The following is a 24,935-nucleotide window of genomic DNA, read 5'->3' as shown; positions in this document are numbered from 1 at the left end:
CGGATTAGCGGACGCGGCCGACAAAGAAAAGGCCGCCTCGATGGGCGGCCTTCGATCGTGAGGCTGACGGCCTGCTATCAGCGCGAATAGAATTCAACGACCAGGTTCGGTTCCATCTGCACGGCAAACGGAACGTCCGACAGGCCGGGGACGCGGTTGTAGGTCGCGGTCATCTTGTTGTGGTCGGCTTCGATGTAGTCCGGCACGTCGCGCTCGGCCAGGCCGACGGACTCCAGCACGATGACGAGCTGCTTCGACTTCTCGCGCACCTCGATGACGTCGCCCGGCTTGCAGCGATACGAGCCGATGTTGACGCGCCTGCCGTTGACGTTCACGTGGCCGTGGTTGACGAACTGGCGGGCGGCGAAGATGGTCGGCACGAACTTGGCGCGATAGACGATCGCATCGAGGCGCGACTCGAGCAGGCCGATCAGGTTCTCGGAGGTGTCGCCCTTGCGGCGGTTGGCCTCTTCATAAACCTTGCGGAACTGCTTTTCCGAGACGTCGCCATAGTGGCCCTTCAGTTTCTGCTTGGCGCGCAGCTGCAGGCCGAAGTCGGAAAGCTTGCCCTTGCGGCGCTGGCCATGCTGGCCGGGGCCGTATTCACGCTTGTTGACCGGGGACTTCGGGCGGCCCCAGATGTTTTCGCCAAGACGGCGGTCGATCTTGTATTTCGCGGATTCGCGCTTGCTCATCGCATTCCCTTTCAAAACGATATACCCGGAAACCCCATGGCCCCGGGTGAAGGAAACGCGCCCTCCTCTGGCCTCCGTTTTCGAGACCTGACAGGGTTTTCCACGCAACGCGACGGAAGACCCACGGGACACGTCAATTCGAGCAAGACCACCGATAGGCTGGCGTCGGTCTCGCCCATGCAAAAGAAACCACCGGGCGTTGCCACCCGGTGTTGGCAGGGTCGTTAAACGGAGATTTGAGCGCTGTCAAGCTTCTGACTGGCGCAGCCGGCACCCATCCGGACGCGCCGATCATCCAAGCTTCTTGCGGCGGAGGACTGAAGGCCGCGCCTTTCGGGCCGCTCAGCTGTCCTTCTTCTTCGGCAGGTCCTTGCGCTTGGTTTCGGCGAACTCCTCGAGCTGCTTCTCGCTCATCGATTCATACATTTCGCGCGAAGCGCCTTTGAGCTCGCTCTTCTTGGTCTCGCCGCGCTTTGCCGAAAGCGCGGCGCCGGCAGCCTTCTGCTGGGCTTGCGATCTGGCGGGCATGGCGGTTTCTCCTCTTGCTTGAGGAGAATCAACGCGGCGCTGCCGGCGCAGTTCCAGGCTCAAGCCGCGGTCAGCCCAAAGCCTTGAATGAGACGCCTGATGGCGAAATCGGCCTTGCCGGAGGTGAAGACGGCGATGTCGGCCTCGTTCTCGCCCGACGCTGCGCCACTGGGATCGAGCAGCGACAGGGCGCGGCGCGCGATCGCTTCGGCCGGATCGATCCAGTCCACCGGCCAGGGCGCGGTCTTGCGCATGCGATTGGCAAGAAACGGATAATGCGTGCAGGCAAGCACCACGATATCGGTGCGCTGCCCGTCATGCTCGATGAAGCACGGCGCGATCTCGGCGCGCACGGCCTCCTCGTCGACAAAGCCCTCGCGCATGTAGATCTCGGCCAGTCCCGCCAGCCGGTCGCTGCCGACCAGGCGGACATGGCACTTCTGCGCCCATTTGCTGATCAGGTCACGCGTGTACTGGCGTTTCACCGTGCCGGGCGTCGCCAGCACTGAAACGAGGCCCGAACGAGTGCGCTCGGCCGCCGGTTTGATCGCCGGCACCGTGCCGACGAAGGGATGGCCGGGGAATTTCTCGCGCAGCGCTTCGATCACCAGGGTCGAGGCGGTGTTGCAGGCAATCACCGAGATCGATGGCCGGAAACGGTCGAGCAATTTGCCGAACAGCGAAAGAATGTGTTCCTTCAGCGCCGGCTCCTCCCAGGCGCCGTAGGGGAATGCCGCATCGTCGGCGACATAGATGAAACGGCGGTCGGGCATCAGCACGCGCGCCTCGCGCAGCACCGTCAGCCCGCCGACCCCGGAATCGAACATCAGGATCGGGCGCTGGCTTGATCGTTCGTTCATGTCATCGGGACCGCAAGAAGAGCCTGGCCGGTGATTGGCCACTGGCGCTTCTATCTGGAACGATCATGGTGTTGAAGTGACAAATGCCAGCAGCTTTTGCGCAGCTTTAGAGTCCCCGCTTGCCGAAACCCGCGGGCCGCGGCCGGCCCAACGGCTGTGCTGCAGGTGCCGGTCGCGCGGCCGGCGCGGCGTTGCGCGAGGTGGCGGGCGCGGCTGCGCTCATCGCCATCCGCTCAGCGCGCGTTGGCGCCGGCACCGAACCGTCGAAGTCGAAAACGGATGTCAGTTCCTCGATGTTGCTGCCGGCAACCGGCTTCGCCCAGAGGATCGTGGCCCAGAGGCCGAATATAGACAGACCGAGCAGGTTCAGACCGCCAGGCGTGCTTTCTGGATTGCCGAACTCGATGACCAGCAGCGTGCCCGCCTGCAGGAGCGCGTAGATGGCGGAAAGCACGAAATAGGCCCAGAAGATCCAGGCCGCCCCATTGGCGTCGCGGCTCCGGCGCCAAGCGACATTGCCTCGCGCCAGAACGATCGCGAGCGATACGACCAGAACGGCGCCCGCCATTCCTTGCCGCGACGGGCCCGGCGGCGAATTGATCAAGCCCTCAAAGCCGATCGTTGCGGAAATGCAGACGACAACCGCCACGATTTCCGCCACCGTCAAGGCGCAAGAGTAGAAAAAGAAGCGCAGGCGACCGATATTGGACGTAAACATCCAGCACCCCCAGTTTCCGGCATGCTGGATCAAACCGAATAAGATTCGGTTACTGGCGAGGGTCCAAGTTAAGCGGTGCTATTCTTTGTCCTGCGCCGGCTTGCTTCGCTGAGCCGCCGCGGGAAGCCGTCTCGGATCGTCCGCCGGAGAGCCGTCGCCGCGCGGCATGGCCGGCGAGAACCTATCGAGCGACGAGATGATGCCGCGCAGCACCTTCAACTCCGGCTCGGCGAACCCCGCCCGCGTCAGCACCGCGCGCAGATTGTCGACCATCTTCGGCTTCTTTTCTTCCGGGCGGAAATAACCGCGCGCCTCGAGCGCGCCTTCGAGATAGGCAAACAGGCTGTGCAGTTGTTCCTTGCTCGCCGGCACGAGTTCCGGTCCGGAGAAATTGGTCGCGGTCTCCTCAATGAGGCCGGACTTCATCCACTCATAGGACATCAAGAGCACGGCCTGCGCGATGTTGAGCGAGGAGAAGCCGGGATCGACGGGAAAGGTCACGATCTCGTCGGCCAGGCCGACTTCGTCATTGTAGAGACCGAAGCGCTCGCGGCCGAACAGGATACCGGTGCGCTGCCCCGCCGCGGCGCGGGCCCTCAGCGCCCTGCCAGCCTCCACCGGACCTCGCACCGGCTTGAAGCCGTCGCGCTCGCGTGCCGTAGTGGCAAAGACGAAGTTGAGGTCGGCGACGGCCGAGGCCAGGTCGTCGAATACCTTGGTGGTGTCGATGACATGGTCGGCACGGCTGGCGGCAGCGCGCGCCTTCTCGCTCGGCCAGCCGTCGCGCGGATTGACCAGCCGCAGCTCGGCAAGGCCGAAATTCGCCATGGCGCGCGCGACCATACCGATATTTTCGCCAAGCTGCGGCTCGACGAGGATGATTGCCGGCCCGGCGGCAGCGGTATTGGGTAGGTCTTCACTGGTGGACATAGCTGTCGGTAATCAGGATTTGCGGCGTTTCGGCGTCCCCTGCCACATCCGACCCGGAAAATGAAGCACTCACAAGAACGAGACTTGCCATAGTGCTGCGGATCGCGGTTTGCGCGCTCAAAAAGGCTTTGATATACGCTCCGCAACCCCGGCCGAAAGCCATGTGCGCGAGGCCGTTCAGATCCCCAGCAACGAGGCATTCTTTCATGGCGAAGATCAAGGTGGCGAACCCGGTCGTCGAGCTCGACGGCGACGAGATGACCCGCATCATCTGGCAGTTCATCAAGGACAAGCTGATCCACCCCTATCTCGACATCAAGCTGGACTACTACGACCTCGGCATCGAGCATCGCGACGCCACCAACGATCAGGTGACGGTCGACTCGGCAAACGCCATCAAGAAATACGGCGTCGGCGTAAAATGCGCGACGATCACGCCCGACGAGCAGCGTGTCGAGGAATTCAAGCTCAAGAAGATGTGGAAGTCGCCGAACGGCACGATCCGCAACATCCTCGGCGGGACCATCTTTCGCGAGCCGATTATCATGAAGAACGTGCCGCGCCTTGTGCCCGGCTGGACCAAGCCGATCATCGTCGGCCGTCATGCCTTCGGCGATCAGTACCGCGCCACCGACTTCCGCTTCCCCGGCAAGGGCAAGCTGACGATCAAGTTCGTCGGCGAGGACGGCCAGGTCATCGAGCACGACGTTTTCGACGCGCCCTCGTCCGGCGTTGCCATGGCCATGTACAATCTGGACGAATCGATCCGCGAGTTCGCCCGCGCTTCGCTCAACTATGGCCTGCTGCGCAACTATCCGGTTTACCTTTCGACCAAGAACACCATCCTCAAGGCCTATGACGGCCGCTTCAAGGACATCTTCCAGGAAGTCTACGAGCAGGAATTCGAGGCCGAGTTCAAGTCGAAGAAGCTCTGGTACGAGCACCGCCTGATCGACGACATGGTCGCCTCCAGCCTGAAGTGGTCGGGCGGCTATGTCTGGGCCTGCAAGAACTATGATGGCGACGTGCAGTCCGACACAGTGGCTCAAGGATTCGGCTCGCTCGGCCTGATGACCTCGGTGCTGATGACTCCGGACGGCAAGACGGTGGAAGCGGAGGCCGCTCACGGCACCGTCACCCGCCACTATCGCCAGCATCAGAAGGGCGAGGAGACCTCGACCAATTCGATCGCCTCGATCTTCGCCTGGACGCGCGGCCTCGCCCACCGCGCCAAGCTCGACGACAATGCCGAGTTGAAGCGCTTCGCCGAGACGCTGGAAAAGGTCTGCATCCAGACCGTCGAGGCCGGCTTCATGACCAAGGACCTGTCGCTGCTGATCGGCCCCGACCAGCCCTGGCTGTCGACCACCGGCTTCCTCGACAAGATCGACGAGAACTTGCAGAAGGCCATGGGGTGAGGAGCGGTGCGCGAAGCGTTTGAAAAGCCCCAAAATGGGCTTTTCAACCAACGAGCGCCCGGAGCCATAGCGGAGGGCCGGACCGCGTGGCAAAGTCCCGGCATACCGAAGGCTCCGAAAGGAGCCTTCACTTTTTGGTACGACCGCGAGGGAAGGGAGAGCTGATCGATGGCCAAGCCAACTCTCTACGGTGCCGACTACAGCGTCTATGTGCGCATCGCGCGGATGACGCTGGAGGAGAAGGGCGTCAACTACGAACTCGTGCCGCTCGATATCTTCGCGGCTGAAGGCATTCCCGCCTGGTATCTGGAGCATCACCCGTTCGGCCGCATCCCGGCTTTCGAACATGACGGTTTTCGGCTGTTCGAGACCGGTGCCATCGCGCGCTATGTCGACGAGGCCTTCGATGGTCCGGCTTTGCAGCCGGCTGACGCCCGCGGCCGCGCGAGGATGAACCAGATCATCGGCATGTTCGACGCCTACGGCTACCGCGCCATGGTCTGGGACGTTGCAGTGGAGCGGCTCGAAAGGGCGCCGCCGGATGAAGCGCTGATCGCCGGCGGTCTCGCTCAGGCTGAGACGGTGCTCAAAGTGTTGACATCTCTAAAGGCGAAAGGACCTTGGCTGCTCGGCGATCAGTTGACGCTGGCCGATCTGCACGCGGCGCCCGTCATCGCCTATTTTGTGAAGGCGACAGAAGGGAAGGACCTGCTCGCCCGCTTCGCCGAGATCCGCGACTGGTATGCGCGCATCGCCGCCCGCCCGAGCTTCGCGCACCGAAAAGGCCGAATAGGCATCAATCGGGAAGATAAATTTCGGCCTTCATGAAGGTCCTGGCGCGGCCCGTGATCAGCACACGGTCGCCGGCGAACTCGCACAGCAAATGGCCGCCGCGCTGCGAGCACTGGAATGCCGACAGCCAGGTCTTGCCAAGTTTCTCGAACCAATAAGGCACCAAAGTCGCGTGGATCGAGCCGGTCACCGGGTCCTCGGGAATGCCAGCGCCAGGGGCGAAATAGCGCGACACGAAATCATGTGTGTTCCCGCGCGCGGTCACGACCACGCCAAGCGGATGCAAGGCCGCAATCTTCATCAGGTCGGGAACGAAGGAGCGCACGGCTTCTTCGTCGGCAAGCTCGACGAACAGGTTCTCGAAATTGCGGAAACAGGCGACCGGCTGGGCGCAGACACTGTCATGCAGCGCTTGCAGCAGATCAGCCTCGACAGGCTCGGGTGAAAAGCCCGGCAGGTCGAGCTGATAGGCCTCTTGCCTGCGTGCAGCCCTGATCTCCCCCACGCGCGTCGCAAAAGCCATGTCGCCCTGCACCCTGTAGGCCTCGGCAAGCACATGCGCAGTCGCAAGCGTTGCGTGGCCGCAGAACTCGGCCTCGTGAATCGGCGTGAACCAGCGCAGATCCCACCTTTTGCCATTCGGCCGCGCAAAAGCCGTTTCGGCAAGGTTGTTCTCATTGGCAATCGCCTGCATGACGGCTTCGGGCAGCCAGTCCTCCAAGATGAGAACCGCCGCCGGATTGCCTTGGAATATCCGGTCGGCGAAGGCGTCGACCTGGTACATGGTCAGCGTTGGCACAGGCTTCTCCTAGTGGCTTCGACTTTTCAAGCTCTGGCTTGCCCAGCCTCAGAAGCCGATTTCCGGTCGGGTCACCATCAGCCAGAGAATGGCAAGCACCGCGCCAAAGGCTGGAAAACCGCAGGCAAACCAGATGCGGAAGAGGTGCTTTTCCTCGTCCGGCAACGGCGCTCCTTCACGCATCGCCTGTTGCGCCAGATCGCGCATGCGCATCTGGATCCAGACCACCGGCAGCCAGAAGGCGCCGGTGACGACATAAAGCAGCAACGAAAACACGATCCAGCCCTGCGTGAGGGGCCAGCCGATCTCGCGCGCCAGCAGAACGCCGGTGATCGGTTGGAATACGACTGCTGTTGCTGTGAAGATGGCGTCGGCAATCACGACGGTCCCGGCGACGCGAGCGACAATCTGGGGCTTGCCCGTCCGTTGTGCCATGAGCATGAAGAATGCGATGCCCGCACCAGTGCCGAACAGCACGGTGGCACCGATCACGTGCAGCCATCGCAATATATCGGCCCAGATGCTCATCGCTCTTCCAAAATCGCGAGGGCGACCAGGACGAGGCATAGCGCGGGCACGGCCTTCACCATTGCCCCGAGAGGATCAAGCCACAGGTCCGGCGCAAGCGCCGTCGCTGCCGCAAGATAAGACAAGGTGATGGCAATCATCGCCACCAACGCCGCGCGCGCGAAGGAACGCACGAGCACCGCGGCGCCGACCAGTATGTCGGCCACGCTTCCGACAAGCACCGCCCCCAGCGCGAGGGTTGGTGACAGGCCTCGCGAGACGAGAATGTCCGCGGCCGCATCGTGTCGAACGACCCCGACGATCCCGGAGGTCATCCAGAACATCGACACAACGGCAAACACGACCGGCTTCAGTAGCCAGAGGCGCGCGAACCATCGCTCCTGCACATGTGCGGGCATGGCCGCCAGCGTTGCTTCGAGCGCGCGGGGTGGATGGCCAGTAATCTCGGACCAGGTCTTGGCATCGCCGGTAATGCCTTTTTCGAGCGCTGCAAGTGCGGCACTGCGCAAGGGAGATCGCCACCCGAGCAGGCCAAGTCCATCGGCGACCGCGCCAGCGAACCGGCCGACTATCGCCGGCACCTCAATGACTGGCGCCTTGGGCAAGCCCAGCCAGGCACGGAATTCACGAAGGACCGCCGCAAGAGGTCTCGCCCGTTTCTCGACGAGATCGACTACCTGTGCGCGCGGCAGGCCGCCGGCGACGGCGCGGGATACTGCCTCGGCGACATCCGCCACCGATACCGTCTGGATTGGCCGATCAGCCAGCACGGCAGGCACAATGACGGGAGCCGCAGCAAGAGCACGCAACAAGGCCGTGCCGCCATAGGCGGCGGGTGCGATGACAAGACCCGGCCGCAGGATCGTCCAATCCAGGGACGATGAGGCAACGATGCGGTCGCCTTCCGCCTTGGTGCGGAAGAAGGCGTTGTCGGAATCGAGGTCTGCGCCGATCGCGGAAACCTGCACCAGCCGAGGCACACCGGCCTGCTCGCAAGCAGTGACCAGAGCGGCAACCGAACCCCGGTGGATCGCGTCCAGCTGGTCGCGGGGGCCATCCTGCAGAGCGCCGGCAGCGTTGACGACCGCTTCCACGTCGGCAAGCATAGGCATCCAATCCGTCGCGCAGAGCAGCCGCGACATATCGGCCGCGACCCAACGGACCTGCGGTTTTCGCCGCTGCGCCTGGCCGACGTCGCGACCGAGCCCGACAAGGTCGTGGCCGTCTTCGATCAATCGTTCAAGGACGGCTTCGCCTATCAGTCCGTAGCCGCCGAGAACAAGGATCTTCATCCGGCTTCAAGCGGCTTCGAGTGCAGCCCTCACCGCCGCGATCGCGTCGTCGGCCTTGGAGGCATCGGGGCCGCCGGCTTGGGCCATGTCGGGACGTCCGCCGCCGCCCTGCCCGCCAAGTGCAGCCGAGGCGACGCGAACGAGATCGATCGCGCTGAAGCGGTTGGTCAGGTCGTCGGTGACCGCAACCACCACGCTTGCCTTGTTGTCCTCGCCGGCGCCGACGAAGACGATGACACCGGAACCCAGTGTCTTCTTGCCGGCATCCGCCAGCGGCTTCAGGTCTTTCGGCGCGACGCCGCTGACCGCCTTGCCAAGGAAGCCGACGCCGGCCACCGTCTCGTTGGTGGCTGGAGCATCGGCTACGGCAGTGCCGCCGCCCAGCGCCAGCTTCTTGCGCGCCTCGCTCAATTCCTTCTCGAGCTTCTTGCGCTCCTCGAGCAGGGCTTCCACGCGCGCCGGCACATCGGCTGGCGAGATCTTCAGCGTCGCCGCCGCGGCCTTGAGGCGCCTGTCCTGCTCGTCGAGATGCCTGCGCGCGGCCTCGCCCGTCAGCGCCTCGATGCGGCGCACGCCGGCCGCGACGGCGCTATCCGACAGGATACGCACCAGGCCGATATCGCCGGTCGAGCGGACATGCGTGCCGCCGCAGAGCTCGACCGAGTACGGTCGGTTGGCCTTTGCGCCATGCAGGCCCGTGCCCATCGACACGACGCGCACCTCCTCTCCATACTTCTCGCCGAACAGCGCCATGGCGCCCTCGGCAATGGCGTCGTCGACCGACATCAGGCGCGTCGTCACCGGGCTGTTCTGCACGACAATCTCGTTCGCCATGCGTTCCACTTGCTCGAGGTCCTCGGACGGGATCGGCTTGTTGTGCGAAATGTCGAAGCGCAGCCGGTCGGGCGCGACCAGCGAGCCCTTTTGCGCCACATGGGTGCCCAGCACCTCGCGCAGCGCCTCATGGATCAGATGTGTCGCGGAATGGTTGGCCCGCAGCTTCGAGCGGCGCGCATGGTCGACCTTCAGCTCGACGGCGGCACCGGTCTTGACCGTGCCGTTCGCCACCTTGCCGAGATGGACGAACAGCCCGTCGGCTTTTTTCTGCGTGTCGGATACCTCGATGGAGAAGCCGTCGCCGGAGATCACGCCGGTGTCGCCCATCTGGCCGCCGGATTCGCCATAGAACGGCGTCTGGTTGACGACCACGGCGACCGCGTCGCCCTGGCCCGCGCTGTCGACGACCTTGCCGTCCTTGACCAGTGCCTGGATCAGGCCTTCCGCCTGCTCGGTCTCATAGCCGAGGAATTCGGTGGCGCCGGTTTGCTCCCGCACCGGGAACCACACCGTTTCGGTCGCGGCTTCGCCGGAACCCGCCCAATGCGCGCGCGCTTCCGCCTTCTGCCGCTCCATCGCAGCGGTGAAGCCGGCGAGATCGACCGAGATGTTGCGCTGGCGCAGCGCGTCCTGCGTAAGATCGAGCGGGAAGCCGTAAGTGTCGTAGAGCTTGAAGGCGGTCTCGCCGTCCAGCATGTCGCCGGCGCCGAGCGTCTCCGTCGCATCCGACAGAAGGCCGAGCCCGCGCACCAGCGTCTTGCGGAAGCGCGTCTCCTCGAGCTTCAACGTCTCAGTGATCAGCGCCTCGCCGCGGCTGAGCTCGGGATAGGCCTGGCCCATCTCGCGCACCAGCGCCGGAACCAGCTTCCACATAAGCGGCTCCTTGGCGCCGAGCAGCTGCGCATGGCGCATGGCGCGGCGCATGATGCGGCGAAGCACATAGCCGCGGCCCTCATTCGACGGCAGCACGCCGTCCGCGACCAGGAACGAAGTCGAGCGCAGGTGATCCGCGATCACGCGGAACGAAGCGACGTTCTCCTGATTGTGACCGTGGCCGAGCACGGAGCATGTCGCATCGATCAGATGCCGGAACAGGTCGGTCTCGAAGACGCTGTCCACCCCCTGCAGGATGGAAGCCATGCGCTCCAGGCCCATGCCGGTGTCGATCGACGGCCGCGGCAGGTCGATGCGCTCTTCCTTCGTCACCTGCTCATACTGCATGAACACCAGGTTCCAGAATTCGAGGAACCGGTCGCCATCCTCTTCCGGGGTGCCGGGAGGACCGCCCCAGATATGCTCGCCGCGGTCGATGAAGATCTCCGAACACGGCCCGCAAGGCCCGGTGTCGCCCATCGCCCAGAAATTGTCCGACGTCGGGATGCGGATGATGCGATCGTCGGAGAAGCCGGCGATCTTCTTCCAGTAGCCGGCCGCCTCGTCATCGGTGTGATAGACGGTGACCAGCAGCTTGTCCTTGTTCAGCCCGAAATCCTTGGTGATCAGGTTCCAGGCAAGCTCGATCGCGCGCTCCTTGAAGTAGTCGCCGAACGAGAAATTGCCGAGCATCTCGAAGAAGGTGAGATGGCGCGCGGTGTAGCCGACATTGTCGAGGTCGTTGTGCTTGCCGCCGGCGCGCACGCTCTTCTGCGCCGTCGAGGCGCGCGAATAGGGCCGCTTCTCCAGCCCGGTGAAGACGTTCTTGAACTGCACCATGCCGGCGTTGGTGAACATCAACGTCGGGTCGTTGCGCGGCACCAGCGGGCTGGAGGCGACGATCTCGTGACCCTCCTTGCGGAAGTAGTCGAGGAATGTCGACCGGATGTCGTTCACGCCACTCATGGATACTGCCTTTTTCGCGAGAACCGCCGGACAGGCCGGCGGCAATATGGGCTCTGCACTGCAGAAGATAGATTGGCCTTTTAGCGGTAGCTCTTGACCCTGTCCAGAAACACGGATCGGGGCATGTCGCCCAAGGGTGAGCGGCGGTTTTGGGAAGACGACATGCACAAAACCAGGACGCAAAGCGCGTCGTCAGCGAAACGCGCTTTGGCCCAATTTTCCAACTGACGGCTCTTATCCGCGCCGCCCGCAAACGCAAACCGCCGGCACCAGGGCCGGCGGTTCGGAACACGGGATTACAGAACGCGATTACATAAGCACAGTTTAATACACCGGGATTGTGTCACCTACATGGCGCCGGCTTCGTCTCCGAAACCGTCGTCGCCACCTTCCGAGCCGCCATTCTCCAGGAATTTCTCGGCGATCAGCCCGGCATTTTGCCTCAGCGCGAGCTCGATCTCGCGCGCCGTGTCCGGATTGTCGCGCAGGAACAGTTTTGCGTTCTCGCGGCCCTGACCGAGACGCTGCGAATTGTAGGAGAACCAGGCGCCAGACTTCTCGACGACGCCAGCCTTGACGCCGAGATCGACGAGTTCGCCGGTCTTCGACACGCCCTCGCCATACATGATGTCGAACTCGACCACCTTGAAGGGCGGAGCCAGCTTGTTCTTGACCACCTTGACGCGGGTCTGGTTGCCGACGACCTCGTCGCGATCCTTGACCGAGCCGATGCGGCGGATGTCGAGGCGCACCGAGGCGTAGAATTTCAGCGCGTTGCCGCCCGTCGTCGTCTCCGGCGAACCGAACATGACGCCGATCTTCATGCGGATCTGGTTGATGAAGATGACCATGGTGTTGGAGCGCGAGATCGACGCGGTCAGCTTGCGCAGCGCCTGGCTCATCAGGCGGGCCTGAAGACCGGGAAGCGCATCGCCCATCTCGCCCTCGATTTCGGCGCGCGGCGTCAGCGCCGCGACCGAATCGACCACCAGCACGTCGATGGCGCCGGAACGCACCAGCGTGTCGCAGATCTCCAGCGCCTGCTCGCCCGTGTCGGGCTGCGAGATCAGGAGGTTTTCGAGATCGACGCCGAGCTTGCGGGCGTAGACGGGATCGAGCGCATGCTCGGCATCGACGAAGGCGCAGATGCCGCCCTTCTTCTGGGCTTCCGCAACCGTGTGCAGCGCCAGCGTCGTCTTGCCCGAGCTTTCCGGTCCGTAGATCTCGATGATGCGGCCGCGCGGCAGGCCGCCGACGCCGAGCGCGATGTCGAGGCCGAGCGAGCCGGTCGGCACGGTCTCGATCTCGACCACCTGCTCATTCTGGCCGAGCCGCATGATCGAGCCCTTGCCGAAAGCGCGCTCGATTTGCGACAGCGCCGCATCCAGAGCCTTTGATTTGTCCACTGCCTTATCCTCTACAAGCCGCAAAGTATTCTGAGCCATGATACATCACCCCTTGGTCGTCAATGAAGGCCGGACAATCCGTGATCCCTGCCGTTTTGTACCTTTTTTGTTCTCATTTGGCAAGGGGAGACAAATAGCTGAAAAACAATCAATATCTGGATTTGTTCTATCTTTGTCTCACTAAAGGTAGAGCGAACCAGGGCCATTGGTCAAAAGAGGCTTCCATATCCAGCGGCCCGAATCGCGCTCCCCGATTGCGGGGCGATGCGCCCAAACCTAGTGTGCGGACGCCAACAATCAACGAAGGCCATCTTAATCGCATGCCGACATCTCCAAGAATCCTGGCGCTGGGCGGCGCCCATATCGACCGGCGCGGCCAGGTCTCGGGCACTTACGTGCCCGCCGCCTCAAATCCCGGCATCATGCGCGAGGATGTCGGCGGCGGCGTTTTCAATGCGCTGCGCAGCGTGGTGAGGCGCGGCGTCTCGGCCTCGCTCATATCGGTGCGCGGCGGCGACGCGGCGGCGGAGACGGTGGCATCGGCGATCGCCGGAGCCGGCATCCTCGACCTCTCGGTGACATTCCTCGACCGCACAACGCCGAGCTACACGGCGCTGATCGACAGCGCGGGCGAGCTGATCGTCGGCTTTGCCGATATGGGCCTCTACGACCTCGCGTTTCCCAAGCAGCTCCGCCGCGCCAAGGTCCGCGAGGCGATCGCCGAGACGGACGCGATCCTGTGCGACGCAAACCTGCCGACGGCAGCACTCGAGCGTCTCGTGGCACTGACTGGCGACCGGCCGGTCTTTGCCATCGCCATCTCGCCGGCCAAGGTCGTGCGGCTGGAGCCGGTGCTCGGCAATTTGGCGCTTCTCTTCATGAACCGCCGCGAGGCCACGGCTCTCGCTCACGCCGAGCTGTCCGGGCATGACCTTGTCAAAGAGCTCAGGCGGACAGGGCTGAGAGCAGGTGTGGTAACGGCCGGCAGCGGCCCGGTTCTTGGCTTCGACCAGACGGGCGCCTTTGCCATCGACCCGCCGGCGCCGCGACGCATCGCCGATGTCACCGGCGCTGGCGATGCGCTTACCGGAGCCACGGTCGCCGCGATGTTGCGCGGCCTGCCCGTGCGGGCGGCCCTGCGGGAAGGTGTGGCTGCGGCAATGCTGGCCATCGAAAGCATGGACGCGGTGCCCTCCTTCACAGCGGCAAGCTTCGCCCAGGCGCTGGCCCTTGTGCCGGAGACGCGGGAAGTGGCATAGGGCCGCAAGCTCATTGTGCCGGAGCGTCTTGCTCCGGATCGGAGACAGACATGACGCCCGAAACAGCCCGCCCCTTCATCGACATTCACTCGCCAGTGGCCGAAGCGCTCGCCGCCGGGCGGCCTGTGGTGGCGCTGGAAAGCACCATCATCACGCATGGCATGCCCTACCCCGACAATGGCGCCATGGCAGCCAAGGTCGAGCAGATCATCGTGGACGGCGGCGCCGTTCCGGCGACGATCGCCGTGGTCAACGGCCGCATCAAGATCGGGCTGTCGGACGGCGAGCGTGAATCGCTCGCCATGACCGGCGGCGCCATGAAGCTCTCGCGCGCCGATATCGGCTTTGCCGTCGCCCAAGCGCGCACCGGCGGCACCACCGTGGCCGCCACGATGATCGCCGCTCACATGGCCGGCATAAGGGTGTTCGCCACCGGCGGCATCGGCGGCGTCCATAAGGGCGCGGAGAAGAGTTTTGATATTTCGGCCGATCTCGACGAACTGGCGCGCACGCCTGTTATCGTCGTCTCGGCCGGCGCCAAGGCGATCCTCGACATCGAAAAGACGTTGGAAGTGCTGGAAACGCGCGGCGTCCCGGTCATCGGCCATGGTTGCGAGATGATGCCGGCCTTTTGGTCGAGGCAATCGCCATTCCGTGCGCCTTTGACGCTTCACACAGCTGAAGACATCGCGCATTTCTACCGGACGCGCCAGGTCCTGGGCCTGGGCGGCGGCATCCTGGTCGCCAATCCGGTGCCGCAGAACGACGAAATCCCGGCGGCTGAGATGGACTTCTATATCCAGGCTGCCCAGAAGGCGGCCGAGGCGCTGAATGTCACCGGCAAGGCGGTGACGCCTTTCCTGCTGTCGAAGATCCTCGAACTGACCGGCGGCCGCAGCCTCAAGACCAACATCGCGCTGGTCGAGAACAATGCTCGGCTGGCGGCGGAGATTGCGAAGGCATTGTAGCCCTAGCCATTCGCCCGTCGCCCCGCCTCATAGGCGCGCCGCGCCCAGACGGCCATTTCATCGGGATCGTCGAAGGCGCTGTCGGGAGTGCTCCAATAGGGCATAGCCACCTCCTTGCCATGCCGCGAACCGGTATAGGTCCACCGGCTGCAGCCGGCGGCCTCGAAATCGGGGATGCTTTCTTCGTCTGCCTTGAGCATCAGCTCACCGCGAACGACGACCGCGACGATGACGCCGTCGCAATAGATGCCTTTGCCGCCGAACAGCTTTCGAATGCTGATCGGCCCCAGGCTTTCGAAAAGTTCCTCTATGCGTTCATTGTCCATGGGGCGATGATGTCACCTGCTTTCGGCCTTGTCATCGCCGCAGCCAAACCATGCTGACAGGTCGAGAGACGAGAAATTCTGGAGGATCCGCCATGCCTGTCCTGCTCAAAGGCTCCTGCCGCTGCGGCGCCGTCGAATTCGCGGTGGAAAGCCACACACCGGTGCCGTTCATGCTCTGCTATTGCTCGATCTGCCGCAAGCAGCAGGGCGGCGGCGGTTTTGCCATCAATCTCGGCGCCGATTACGAGACGATGAAGGTCAAGGGCAAACGCAGCCTCGGCGTCTATCGCGCCGAGATCGAGGACGATGAGCATCCGCATTGCGACGTCTCGACCGGCGAGCGCAATTTTTGCAGGAAATGCGGCGCGGCGCTCTGGCTCTACGACCCGACATGGCCGGACCTCGTCCACCCCTTCGCCTCGGCCATCGACAGCGATCTGCCGAAGCCGCCGGAAAAGGTGCATCTGATGCTGAAATACAAGGCGAACTGGGTCGAGCCGGTGATCGGGAGGCAAGACAAGGTGTTCGACGTCTATCCGGAGGAATCGATCGCCGACTGGCACAAGCGCACGGGCATGTGGGTGGATTAGCTCTCTTCTCCCCGTTTCACGAGGAGAAGATGCCAGCAGGCAGATGAGGGGCGGCGCAAACTTTGGAATGTGAAGACAGATAGGTCGGCGCTGCCCCTCATCCGACCCTTCACCTTCTCCCCGTAAACGGGGCGAAGGACGAACTCAGGAGGCCCGCGCCTCGGCTAGCGCCTTGAGATCAGCCGGTTTCAGCTCGACGGATTCGCCGCAACCGCAGGCCGAGCTCTGGTTCGGATTCTTGAAGGTAAAGCCGGTGCGCAGAGTCGTCTGTTCGAAATCCATCTCGGTGCCGAACAGGAAGAGCGCCGCCTCCGGCGCGACATAGACATGCGCGCCGTCGCGTTCGATGTGATCGTCCTTGGTGTTCGGCTCGGTCACCAGATCGACCGTGTATTCCATGCCGGCGCAGCCGCCCTTCTTGATGCCGAGGCGGATGCCATGCGCGTTGTCACGGGTGGCAACGATCTCGCGCACCCGCTCAGCGGCCTTTTCGGTCATCGTGATGACGGCGAAGCGTCCCATGTCATTCTCCACGTTCGCGCAGGTTCAAGGCCCGCGGAATGAGTCTGCCCTTAAGATGGTGAAATTTCAGCTTTGCTTCAAGCCAATGAATCTTGCCAGGCCGATAGCTCAATACCACCCGACCGCGACCTGCGCCTCTTCAGACATGCGCTCGGGTGTCCATGGCGGATCGAACACCATGCTGACCTCCACGCCCGAAACGCCTTCGACGGCGCCGACGGCGTTCTCCACCCAGCCCGGCATCTCGCCAGCCACCGGGCAGCCCGGCGCGGTCAGCGTCATGTCGATCTTGACCGAGCGGTCGTCCTCGATGTCGATCTTGTAGACCAGGCCGAGTTCATAGATGTCGGCCGGAATTTCCGGGTCATAGACCGTCTTCAGCGCCGACACGATGTCGTCGGTCAGCCGCGCCAATTCGTCGGCCGGGATAGCCGAGGCCGAAACGACGCCGTTCGCGGATTCCGGAGCGGTCTCTGCTGTGTTCACGTCTTCCATGCTCGTCACCCGAAGAACTTCCGCGCCTTCTCCAACGCATCGGCCAAAGCGTCGACTTCGGCCCTGGTATTATACATGCCGAAGGATGCCCTGCATGTGGAGGTCACGCCGAAGCGTTTCAACAGCGGCTGCGCGCAATGCGTGCCCGCGCGGACAGCCACACCTTGTCTATCGATCAGCATCGACACGTCATGGGCATGAATGCCCTGCAATTCGAACGAGATGATGGCGCCCTTGCCGGGCGCGTCGCCGAAGATGCGTAGCGAATTGATGGCGCGCAGCCGCTCATGCGCGTAGGTCTTGAGGTCCGCCTCGTGGGCGGCGATGCGCTCGCGGCCTACCTTTTCCATGTATTCGAGCGCCGCACCCAGGCCGATCGCCTGCACGATCGGCGGCGTGCCGGCCTCGAAACGATGCGGCGGCTCGTTGTAGGTGACGAGGTCCTCCGTCACCTCCTCGATCATCTCGCCGCCGCCCATGAAGGGCCGCATCTGGTCCAGCAGGTGCTTCTTGCCGTAGAGCACGCCGATGCCCGACGGGCCGTAGACCTTGTGCCCGGTGAAGACGAAGAAATCGCAGTCGAGGTCCTGCACGTCGATCGGCATATGCACGGCGCTCTGGCTGCCGTCGACCAGCACCGGAATGCCGCGCGCATGCGCGATGCGCACGATCTCCTTGATCGGCGTCACCGTGCCCAGCGCGTTGGACATGTGGGTGATGGCGACGAGCTTTGTGCGCGAGGTCAGCCGATTTTCGAATTCCTCGATGTGGAAAGCGCCGAGATCGTCGACCGGCACCCACACCAGCTTCGCGCCCTGCCGTTCGCGGATGAAATGCCAGGGCACGATGTTCGAGTGGTGCTCCATGATCGAGAGCACGATCTCGTCGCCCTCGCCGATCTTCGGCATGCCGTAGCCATAGGCGACCGTGTTGATCGCCGAGGTGGTGTTGGAGGTGAAGACGATGTTGTCGGTCCCCGGCGCGTTGAGGAAGCGGCGCACCGTCTCGCGCGCCTTCTCATAGGCGTCGGTCGCGGCATTCGACAGGAAATGCAGGCCGCGGTGAACGTTGGCGTATTCCTGGCTATAGGCGTGCTGGATCGTGTCGAGCACCGCCTGCGGCTTCTGCGCCGAGGCGCCGTTGTCGAGATAGACCAGCGGCTTGCCGTAGACCTGGCGCGACAGGATCGGGAAGTCGCGGCGGATCGCCTCGACGTCGTAGGGGGCGGTTTCGATCTTCTGGTCCATTTCGAAATCCTTGCCGGCCGGGGCCGCGATCCTCAACCCCTCACCCGTGCGTCAAAAACCAGCCGTCGAGCCGCGCCTCGAGCGCGTCGACCAGCGCCTCGTCGTCCAGTTCTTCGATCACCTCCGCCACGAATGCCTTCACCAGCAGGCCACGCGCGGTCTTCTCTTCGATGCCGCGCGCCATCAGGTAGAACAGATGGTTGTGGTTGATCTCGGTGACCGTGGCGCCATGGCCGCAGACGACGTCGTCAGCGAAAATCTCAAGTTCCGGCTTGGTCGAGAACTCGCCGTCGTCCGACAGAAGCAGCGTGTTGCAGGCCATCTTGGCGTTGGTCTTCTGCGCGTATTGATGCACGTTGATGCGGCCCTGGAACACGCCGCGCGCCTTGCCGGTCACAACGTTGCGGATCACTTCCGTCGAGGCGGTGTGCGGCACGGCATGGTCGAGCACCATCGTGGTGTCGGTATGCGTGTCGCCGGCGAGAAGATTGATGCCGCGCAGCTTGAAGTCGGCGCCTTCGCCGGTCGTCCTGACGACGACCTCCTGGCGCACCAGCTTGCCGCCCGCATTCATGATGAACAGCGTCAGCTTCGCATCCTTGCCGATATGCGCCTTGAACTGCGCCAGATGCGTAGCCGTGTCCGGCTGCTCCTGAACGATCAGCCAGGTCACCTCGGCGCCGTCGCCGACAACCAATTGGCTGACCGAACTGACAAGCGCGTCGCCGCCCTCGCCAGTCTGGCGCTCGACGATGGCGGCCTTGGCACCGGCGCCGACCCGCGTCAGCAGCCGCACATGCACCTGCCCGCCGGCCTGCAGGTTCTGCAGCTCGATCGGCTTTTCCAATTGGGTGCCTTCGGCGATGTCGACGAAATAGCCGTCGGCGACGAAGGCGGTGTTCAGCGCGCCGATCGCATCATCGCTGCCATAAGGATCAAGCCCGGGCGCGACGCTGCCATCGGTCAGCTTTTCCGACAGGCGCTGCACCGTGACGCCTTCGATCTCCGGCACCTTGGTGTTGGAAACCCCGTTCATCACCGGCAGCACCGCGGAGCCGTCGAGAACCGGCTCGAGCACCTTTGCAACGGCGTCGGCCTCGAAGCCAGGCACCGAGGTCAGCAAGCGGCGCAGATCCGTATAGTGCCAGGATTCGACGCGCCGGGTCGGCAGGCCGTGCTTGATCGCCTCGATCGCGTCGTCGCGCTTCAGCATCACCGCGCCGTCACCCGGCAGCAGCGATAGCCGCTCGCCGAAGGCATCGATCAGCGCCGTCTCGGCCAATGTGCGCTGGGGCTGTGCGTGCATGTTCATTGCTCTCGCCTCATTTGCGCCCATTTCACGCGGCTTGGCCGATCACGCCGGCATAGCCGTTGGCTTCAAGGTCGAGCGCCAGCGACTTGTCGCCCGACTTGATAACCTGGCCCCTGTAAAGCACATGCACGCTGTCCGGCACGATGTGCTCCAACAGCCGCTGGTAGTGGGTGATCACGACGATGGCCCGGTCGGGCGAGCGCAGCGCATTGACGCCGTCCGAGACGATCTTCAGCGCGTCGATGTCGAGGCCGGAATCGGTCTCGTCCAGCACGCAGAGTTTCGGCTCCAGCAGCTTCATCTGCAGGATCTCGGCGCGCTTCTTCTCGCCGCCGGAGAAGCCTACATTGAGCGGCCGCTTCAGCATGTTCATGTCCATGTTGAGTGAGGCGGCGGCATCCTTCACGCGCTTCAGGAAATCCGGGATCTTCAGCGGCTCCTGGTCGCGCGCCTTGCGCTGCTCGTTCATCGCCACTTTCAGGAATTCCATGGTCGCGACGCCCGGTATCTCCATCGGATACTGGAACGCGAGGAAGATGCCGGCGGTGGCGCGTTCGGCCGGATCCATTTCGAGGATCGACTGGCCGTTATAGAGGATGTCGCCTTCGGTGACCTCGTAGTCCTCGCGACCGGCGAGGATGTAGGACAGCGTCGACTTGCCCGAACCGTTCGGGCCCATGATGGCGGCGACCTCGCCGGCTTTGACCGTCAAGTTCAGGCCACGGATGATCTCGGTGCCGTCCTCGACGATGCGGGCATGCAAATTCTTGATCTCAAGCATATCTTTTTCCTGAATATCTTTTTGCGGTCAGCCGACCGAACCCTCAAGGCTGATGCCGATCAGCTTCTGCGCCTCGACAGCGAACTCCATCGGCAGCTGCTGGATGACGTCCTTGACGAAGCCGTTGACGATCAGCGCGATCGCCTCTTCCTCGGGAATGCCGCGCTGCATGACGTAGAACTTCTGGTCCTCGGAGATCTTCGACGTCGTCGCCTCGTGCTCGAACTTCGCCGTCGCGTTCTTGGCTTCCATGTAAGGCACGGTGTGCGCGCCGCACTGGTCGCCGATCAGCAGCGAGTCGCAATTGGTGAAGTTGCGGGCGTTGGTCGCCTTGCGGTGCGCCGAGACCTGGCCGCGATAGGTGTTCTGCGAGAAGCCGGCGGCGATGCCCTTGGAGATGATACGGCTCGACGTGTTCTTGCCGAGATGGATCATCTTGGTGCCGCTGTCGACCTGCTGATAGCCGTTCGACACTGCGATCGAATAGAACTCGCCGCTGGAATCGTCGCCGCGCAGGATGCAGCTCGGATATTTCCAGGTGATCGCCGAGCCGGTCTCGACCTGCGTCCAGGAGATCTTCGAACGATCGCCACGGCAGTCGCCGCGCTTGGTGACGAAATTGTAGATGCCGCCCTTGCCTTCGGCGTCGCCGGGGTACCAGTTCTGCACCGTCGAATATTTGATCTCGGCGTCGTCCAGCGCGATCAGTTCCACGACGGCCGCGTGCAGCTGGTTCTCGTCGCGCTGCGGCGCCGTGCAGCCTTCAAGGTAGGAGACATAGGCCCCCTCCTCGGCGATGATCAGCGTGCGCTCGAATTGGCCGGTGTTCTTCTCGTTGATGCGGAAATAGGTCGACAGCTCCATCGGGCAGCGCACGCCCTTCGGCACGAAGACGAAGGAGCCGTCGGTGAACACCGCCGAATTCAGCGTGGCGTAGAAATTGTCGGTGGTCGGCACGACCGAGCCCAGATATTTCTGAACCAGCTCAGGATGCTCGCGGATGGCTTCCGAGATCGAGCAGAATATGACGCCGGCCTCGGCCAGTTCCTTCTTGAAGGTGGTGACGACGGAAACGGAATCGAACACGGCGTCGACCGCCACGCGGCCCGACTTGTAGACGTTGTCGTTGGCTTCCTCCAGTTCCGAGGCGTCTTCCTTCTGCACGCCGGCGAGGATCTCCTGCTCCCTCAGTGGAATGCCGAGCTTCTCATAGACCTTCAGCAGTTCGGGATCGACCTCGTCCAGCGACTTCGGACCCGGCGTGCTCTTCGGCGCGGCGTAGTAGTGGATGTCCTGGAAGTCGATCTTCGGATAATTGACGCGCGCCCAGGTCGGCTCTTCCAGCGTCAGCCAGCGGCGATAGGCGTCCAGACGCCATTCCAGCATCCAGTCCGGCTCGTTCTTCTTTTCAGAGATCAGGCGAATAATATCTTCGCTCAGGCCCTTTGGGGCCTTGTCCATCTCGATCTCTGTCTGGAAACCGTATTTATACTGGTCGACGTCGATCTTTCGAACCCGATCGATCGTCTCCTGCACAGCAGGCATAAGCGTTCTCCATCCACGCCGGGGTCAAGGCCCGGCAGTTTTCAAACTATGGCACCGCAGGGCAACCGAGAGGCACCCGGGCGGAGTAAGCTCCATATAGTGCGTCTCCACCGGGAATTCACCCGGCCAGGCAGAAACGCACGGCTCTACCAGGCCACCAGGCCCGAATTCCTATTTCAGCGCCGGCATTTCGAGACCCGCAAATGGCCTCCATGCAACGCTTTGCCGCACTTCAGGCGGCCTTTTCCTTGCCGGCCTTGTCCCGGCCGGCTTGCCGCGCGGCGATGTCCGCCAAGGCAGTCCGGAACAAGGCCACTTCTTCCGCGCTCGTCGCCGCGCCGATCGAAACCCGCAGCGCGCCGAGGCTGTCGCCGTGCCCCATTGCTTTCAGGACATGGCTCGGTCCGACTTTTCCAGACGAGCAGGCGGAACCCGCCGACAGCGCCACGCCGGCAAGATCAAAGGCGATCTGCGCCGTCTCGGCCTTGACGCCCGCAATAGCGAAGAATGTCGTATTGGCAAGCCTCGGCGCGCCATTTCCGAAAATTTCCGCATCCGGCGTCAATTCCCGCACAATCGCCTCGATGGCATCGCGCCGACGCGCGACGGCACGCATGGCGTTCAAGCCGGCGAACGCGACCCGCGCGGCGGCGCCGAAGCCGGCAATGCCGGCAAGGTTCTCGGTGCCGGCGCGATGGCCCTTCTCCTGGCCGCCGCCGTTGACCAGCGGCTTCGGCATCATCAGGTCGGATGCAGCGACGATGGCGCCGACACCCTTCGGGCCGCCGATCTTGTGCGAGGACAGGATCAGGTAATCGGCATAACCGGCCGACATATCGATCGGAATCCGGCCCGCCGCCTGCACGGCGTCGACGATCAGCACGCCGCCAGCAGCCTTGACGATCTCGGCGATGCGGCCGATCGGCTGGATCACCCCGGTCTCGTTGTTGGCGGCATGGATCGCTACCAGGGGCAGGCCGTCGGCCTTGTCATGCGCGGCCAATGCCTTGGTCAGCGCATCGAGATCGGCAATGCCATTTCGGTCGACGCCGGTCCGCGTCACCTGCCCCGCCGCAAACCGCCCGCCGCCTAAGATGCAGGGATGGTCGGCCTCCGAGACATAGAGATGGCTCATCCGAACGGCGCCGCGACCCATCTGCCAGTCGGAGGTCAGCAGCGTCGATGCAGCCTCCGTCGCGCCTGAGGTGAACACGACATGTTCCGGCCTTGCGTTGACCAGCCTCGCCACATCGCGCCGGCCATCCTCGATCAGCCGCCGCGCTGCGCGGCCCTCGCTATGAACCGACGACGGATTGCCGGCGACATCGAGCGCAGCGACCATCGCCGCCCGCGATTCCGCGATGAGCGGCGCGCTGGCGTTGTAGTCGAGATAGGCGCGGGTTGCGGCCATTTTCCTTCGGTCGATCCTGTCAGCAGCCATTCCGCGAGGATGGAGCGTTATTTCCTTGAAATCACAAGGCAAGCCGTCCTATTTACGCGGCTTGCGGCGCGGGCGGACGGACGGATGTGTTCGGCCACCCAGTTTTGAACAATTCTAAACTAGCTTCTAGGAAGACGCTTGCCCGGCGTCAAGGCCACAGTCGGGCCACAGAAGAGTTCCGGGCCTGCGCCTTCGTATGCCACGTGGAGTGTTTTATGCCTGAGGTCATTTTCGCCGGTCCGGCCGGTCGCTTGGAAGGTCGTTACCAGCCGTCCAAGGAAAAGAGCGCGCCGATCGCCATCGTGCTGCATCCGCACCCGCAATTCGGCGGCACGATGAACAACAAGATCGTCTACGACCTCTTCTACATGTTCCAGAAGCGGAATTTCACCACGCTTCGCTTCAATTTCCGCGGCATCGGCCGCAGCCAGGGCGAGTTCGACCACGGCACCGGCGAACTTTCGGACGCGGCCGCCGCACTTGACTGGGTGCAGTCGCTGCATCCGGATTCCAAAAGCTGCTGGGTCGCCGGCTATTCGTTCGGATCGTGGATCGGCATGCAGCTCCTGATGCGTCGTCCCGAGATCGAAGGCTTCATCTCGGTCGCGCCGCAGCCCAACACCTACGATTTCTCCTTCCTCGCGCCCTGCCCCTCGTCGGGCCTGATCATCCACGGCGATGCCGACAAGGTTGCGCCGCCGAAGGACGTGCAGGCGCTGGTCGACAAGCTGCACACGCAAAAGGGCATCACCATCACGCAGAAGACGCTGTCGGGCGCCAACCATTTCTTCGCCAACGACACCGAACTGCTGATCGAGGAATGCGCCGACTATCTCGACCGGCGGCTGGCCGGCGAATTGGCCGATCCGAGGCCGAAGCGGCTGAGATAGGTTTTCGGGCCCTCAGGGCTCCTCCAGGGGTAGCTGGCCGACAGATGCTCGCGGCTCTATCACGCCAGCGATGTTTTTCTCTTCGACCTGTTGGGCCATCGCAGCCGGAAGGTGCGCTTGGACACCGGCCTTGCCGAAGACGGCCGGCGGAAGATGAAACCCAGCCGCGCGAACACCAGCCCTGACGCAATCGCGAAGGCGAGGCCAAGCCCGAAGCCGGCCACCGTGTCGCTCGGATAGTGCGCGCCGACGAAGACGCGCGTCGAGGCAATGCAGGCGGTGGCTGCCAGCGCGATATGCCAGCGCCTCGGGAAGAGAAGCAGCAGGACACCAAAAACCGCGCCCATTGTCGTGGCATGACCAGAAGGAAAGCCTGCAAAGCGCGCGTCCATGGCGAAGGGATGCAGCGACAGCACCCCAAAACTGTCGAAATAAAGCGGCCGCGCGCGGCCGATGCCGTATTTCAAAAGATTGACCGCGAGCCCGGAAAGTCCGACGGCGCAAAGCACCAGGAAAGCCAGGCAGGTCCAGTTGTAGACGAACAGGCGCGACTGGCGCGAAAGGCTCCGCCAGTCCGTCAGATTGGCCGCCACGAGGCAGAGCGCCGCGGGGATGAGATACCAGCCGCCGAGGCCGAAATCCGTGAAGAAATCGGTGACGTGGACGAAGCTCGGGCCCCACCCTGCGCGAAGCCTGCCGGCGCCGCTGTCGAGCATGAGGCCGACAGCAACGGCCAACAGAAGCCATCCTGCCACCCAAACGAGCCACGGAATCTCAGGATAGCGCGCCCGGCGCACGGCAAAACGCCGCCTCACGATCGCGATCGTATCGACAAGATTGCCGAGCGAGCGGCGGTAGAGGGTGACGGCGGACATGGCCGACGCAGAGCCTGCGGGAGCTTTCGATGGCCCGATGCT

Annotated in this window: 26 protein-coding genes; 6 read left to right on the top strand and 20 right to left on the bottom strand. The window is 63.5% G+C overall.

All coding sequences use genetic code 11. The features are described 5' to 3' along the window. Positions 1-77: 77 nt before the first annotated feature. The 6 genes from rpsD to EN818_RS00895 form a co-directional block, all read right to left on the bottom strand. Positions 78-695 carry a 30S ribosomal protein S4 gene (gene rpsD / locus EN818_RS00920; protein ID WP_095806032.1) on the bottom strand — a complete coding sequence of 206 codons (618 nt, stop codon included), beginning with the start codon at positions 693-695 and terminating at the stop codon, positions 78-80. A gap of 342 nt (positions 696-1,037) precedes the next feature. Further along, positions 1,038-1,223 carry a DUF3008 family protein gene (locus tag EN818_RS00915; RefSeq protein WP_095806033.1) on the bottom strand — a complete coding sequence of 62 codons (186 nt, stop codon included), beginning with the start codon at positions 1,221-1,223 and terminating at the stop codon, positions 1,038-1,040. Between the two features lie 59 nt (positions 1,224-1,282). After that, positions 1,283-2,083 carry a glutamate racemase gene (gene murI, locus EN818_RS00910; protein ID WP_129553935.1) on the bottom strand — a complete coding sequence of 267 codons (801 nt, stop codon included), beginning with the start codon at positions 2,081-2,083 and terminating at the stop codon, positions 1,283-1,285. A 106-nt stretch (positions 2,084-2,189) separates the two neighbouring features. Next, positions 2,190-2,801 carry a hypothetical protein gene (locus EN818_RS00905; protein ID WP_095806035.1) on the bottom strand — a complete coding sequence of 204 codons (612 nt, stop codon included), beginning with the start codon at positions 2,799-2,801 and terminating at the stop codon, positions 2,190-2,192. 78 nt (positions 2,802-2,879) lie between these two features. Then, a complete protein-coding gene (locus tag EN818_RS00900) occupies positions 2,880-3,731 on the bottom strand; it encodes an RNA methyltransferase (RefSeq protein ID WP_095806036.1) in 852 nt (283 codons plus the stop codon). Further along, positions 3,718-3,951: a hypothetical protein gene (locus EN818_RS00895; protein WP_129553934.1), complete on the bottom strand. Its 234-nt coding sequence runs from the start codon at positions 3,949-3,951 to the stop codon at positions 3,718-3,720. Before EN818_RS00895 ends, EN818_RS00900 begins: the two co-directional genes overlap by 14 nt. Between EN818_RS00895 and EN818_RS00890 the strand changes: the two genes are divergently transcribed. Together EN818_RS00890 and EN818_RS00885 are read left to right on the top strand one after the other, a co-directional pair. Further along, positions 3,938-5,149 carry an NADP-dependent isocitrate dehydrogenase gene (locus EN818_RS00890; protein ID WP_095806038.1) on the top strand — a complete coding sequence of 404 codons (1,212 nt, stop codon included), beginning with the start codon at positions 3,938-3,940 and terminating at the stop codon, positions 5,147-5,149. The genes EN818_RS00895 and EN818_RS00890 overlap by 14 nt on opposite strands. A 168-nt stretch (positions 5,150-5,317) precedes the next feature. Then, the gene (locus tag EN818_RS00885; RefSeq protein ID WP_095806039.1) at positions 5,318-5,977 is read left to right on the top strand and encodes a glutathione S-transferase family protein; all 660 of its coding nucleotides are present in this window, start codon (positions 5,318-5,320) and stop codon (positions 5,975-5,977) included. On the opposite strand, the gene EN818_RS00880 is transcribed toward EN818_RS00885, so the two are convergent. The 5 genes from EN818_RS00880 to recA form a co-directional block, all read right to left on the bottom strand. Then, positions 5,946-6,740 (bottom strand): PhzF family phenazine biosynthesis protein, encoded by a 795-nt coding sequence (locus EN818_RS00880; RefSeq protein WP_245420341.1) that lies wholly within the window; start codon positions 6,738-6,740, stop codon positions 5,946-5,948. The two genes, EN818_RS00885 and EN818_RS00880, sit on opposite strands and share 32 nt — an antisense overlap. Positions 6,741-6,788: 48 nt before the next feature. After that, a complete protein-coding gene (locus EN818_RS00875; protein WP_095806040.1) occupies positions 6,789-7,268 on the bottom strand; it encodes a DUF2269 domain-containing protein in 480 nt (159 codons plus the stop codon). Further along, on the bottom strand, positions 7,265-8,560 hold the full coding sequence (locus tag EN818_RS00870) for an SDR family oxidoreductase (protein WP_095806041.1): 1,296 nt from the start codon (positions 8,558-8,560) through the stop codon (positions 7,265-7,267). The genes EN818_RS00875 and EN818_RS00870 overlap by 4 nt, the downstream gene beginning before the upstream one ends. 6 nt (positions 8,561-8,566) lie before the next feature. After that, positions 8,567-11,236, bottom strand: coding sequence for an alanine--tRNA ligase (alaS, locus tag EN818_RS00865; protein ID WP_095806042.1), 2,670 nt, complete (start codon positions 11,234-11,236; stop codon positions 8,567-8,569). 347 nt (positions 11,237-11,583) lie between these two features. Then, the gene (gene recA / locus EN818_RS00860) at positions 11,584-12,681 is read right to left on the bottom strand and encodes a recombinase RecA (RefSeq protein ID WP_095806043.1); all 1,098 of its coding nucleotides are present in this window, start codon (positions 12,679-12,681) and stop codon (positions 11,584-11,586) included. Between the two features lie 281 nt (positions 12,682-12,962). On the opposite strand from recA, the gene EN818_RS00855 reads away from it, so the two are divergent. After that, positions 12,963-13,901 (top strand): carbohydrate kinase family protein, encoded by a 939-nt coding sequence (locus tag EN818_RS00855; protein ID WP_095806044.1) that lies wholly within the window; start codon positions 12,963-12,965, stop codon positions 13,899-13,901. Positions 13,902-13,951: 50 nt separating this feature from the next. Then, complete coding sequence (locus tag EN818_RS00850) at positions 13,952-14,869, top strand: pseudouridine-5'-phosphate glycosidase (RefSeq protein WP_095806045.1); 918 nt, start codon at positions 13,952-13,954, stop codon at positions 14,867-14,869. 2 nt (positions 14,870-14,871) lie between these two features. On the opposite strand, the gene EN818_RS00845 is transcribed toward EN818_RS00850, so the two are convergent. Next, the gene (locus EN818_RS00845; RefSeq protein WP_095806046.1) at positions 14,872-15,195 is read right to left on the bottom strand and encodes a TfoX/Sxy family protein; all 324 of its coding nucleotides are present in this window, start codon (positions 15,193-15,195) and stop codon (positions 14,872-14,874) included. Positions 15,196-15,287: 92 nt separating this feature from the next. Between EN818_RS00845 and EN818_RS00840 the strand changes: the two genes are divergently transcribed. Further along, positions 15,288-15,785, top strand: coding sequence for a GFA family protein (locus EN818_RS00840; protein ID WP_095806047.1), 498 nt, complete (start codon positions 15,288-15,290; stop codon positions 15,783-15,785). A gap of 144 nt (positions 15,786-15,929) precedes the next feature. Here the strand turns inward: EN818_RS00840 and sufA are convergent, their stop codons facing one another. From sufA to EN818_RS00805, 7 genes are all read right to left on the bottom strand, one after another. Further along, the gene (gene sufA, locus EN818_RS00835; RefSeq protein WP_095806166.1) at positions 15,930-16,307 is read right to left on the bottom strand and encodes a Fe-S cluster assembly scaffold SufA; all 378 of its coding nucleotides are present in this window, start codon (positions 16,305-16,307) and stop codon (positions 15,930-15,932) included. A 108-nt stretch (positions 16,308-16,415) separates the two neighbouring features. Next, positions 16,416-16,802, bottom strand: coding sequence for an SUF system Fe-S cluster assembly protein (locus tag EN818_RS00830; RefSeq protein WP_095806048.1), 387 nt, complete (start codon positions 16,800-16,802; stop codon positions 16,416-16,418). Between the two features lie 5 nt (positions 16,803-16,807). Next, the gene (locus EN818_RS00825; RefSeq protein ID WP_095806167.1) at positions 16,808-18,049 is read right to left on the bottom strand and encodes a cysteine desulfurase; all 1,242 of its coding nucleotides are present in this window, start codon (positions 18,047-18,049) and stop codon (positions 16,808-16,810) included. Between the two features lie 40 nt (positions 18,050-18,089). Beyond that, the gene (gene sufD / locus EN818_RS00820; RefSeq protein ID WP_095806168.1) at positions 18,090-19,361 is read right to left on the bottom strand and encodes a Fe-S cluster assembly protein SufD; all 1,272 of its coding nucleotides are present in this window, start codon (positions 19,359-19,361) and stop codon (positions 18,090-18,092) included. A 25-nt stretch (positions 19,362-19,386) separates the two neighbouring features. After that, entirely contained in the window at positions 19,387-20,142 is a 756-nt protein-coding gene (sufC, locus tag EN818_RS00815; protein WP_095806049.1) for a Fe-S cluster assembly ATPase SufC, read from the bottom strand. Between the two features lie 27 nt (positions 20,143-20,169). Then, positions 20,170-21,687 carry a Fe-S cluster assembly protein SufB gene (sufB, locus tag EN818_RS00810; RefSeq protein WP_095806050.1) on the bottom strand — a complete coding sequence of 506 codons (1,518 nt, stop codon included), beginning with the start codon at positions 21,685-21,687 and terminating at the stop codon, positions 20,170-20,172. 232 nt (positions 21,688-21,919) lie between these two features. After that, a complete protein-coding gene (locus EN818_RS00805; RefSeq protein WP_095806169.1) occupies positions 21,920-23,098 on the bottom strand; it encodes a cysteine desulfurase family protein in 1,179 nt (392 codons plus the stop codon). Positions 23,099-23,343: 245 nt separating this feature from the next. On the opposite strand from EN818_RS00805, the gene EN818_RS00800 reads away from it, so the two are divergent. Beyond that, positions 23,344-24,018: an alpha/beta hydrolase gene (locus EN818_RS00800; protein ID WP_095806051.1), complete on the top strand. Its 675-nt coding sequence runs from the start codon at positions 23,344-23,346 to the stop codon at positions 24,016-24,018. 59 nt (positions 24,019-24,077) lie between these two features. Here EN818_RS00800 and EN818_RS00795 read toward each other — a convergent pair whose 3' ends face one another. Further along, a complete protein-coding gene (locus EN818_RS00795; protein ID WP_095806052.1) occupies positions 24,078-24,893 on the bottom strand; it encodes a phosphatase PAP2 family protein in 816 nt (271 codons plus the stop codon). Between the last annotated feature and the right edge of the window lie 42 nt (positions 24,894-24,935).

Origin of the sequence: Mesorhizobium sp. M3A.F.Ca.ET.175.01.1.1 (assembly GCF_004791945.1) — a bacterium.
GTDB lineage: Bacteria > Pseudomonadota > Alphaproteobacteria > Rhizobiales > Rhizobiaceae > Mesorhizobium.
This window is presented reverse-complemented; position numbering and strand designations above follow the sequence as displayed.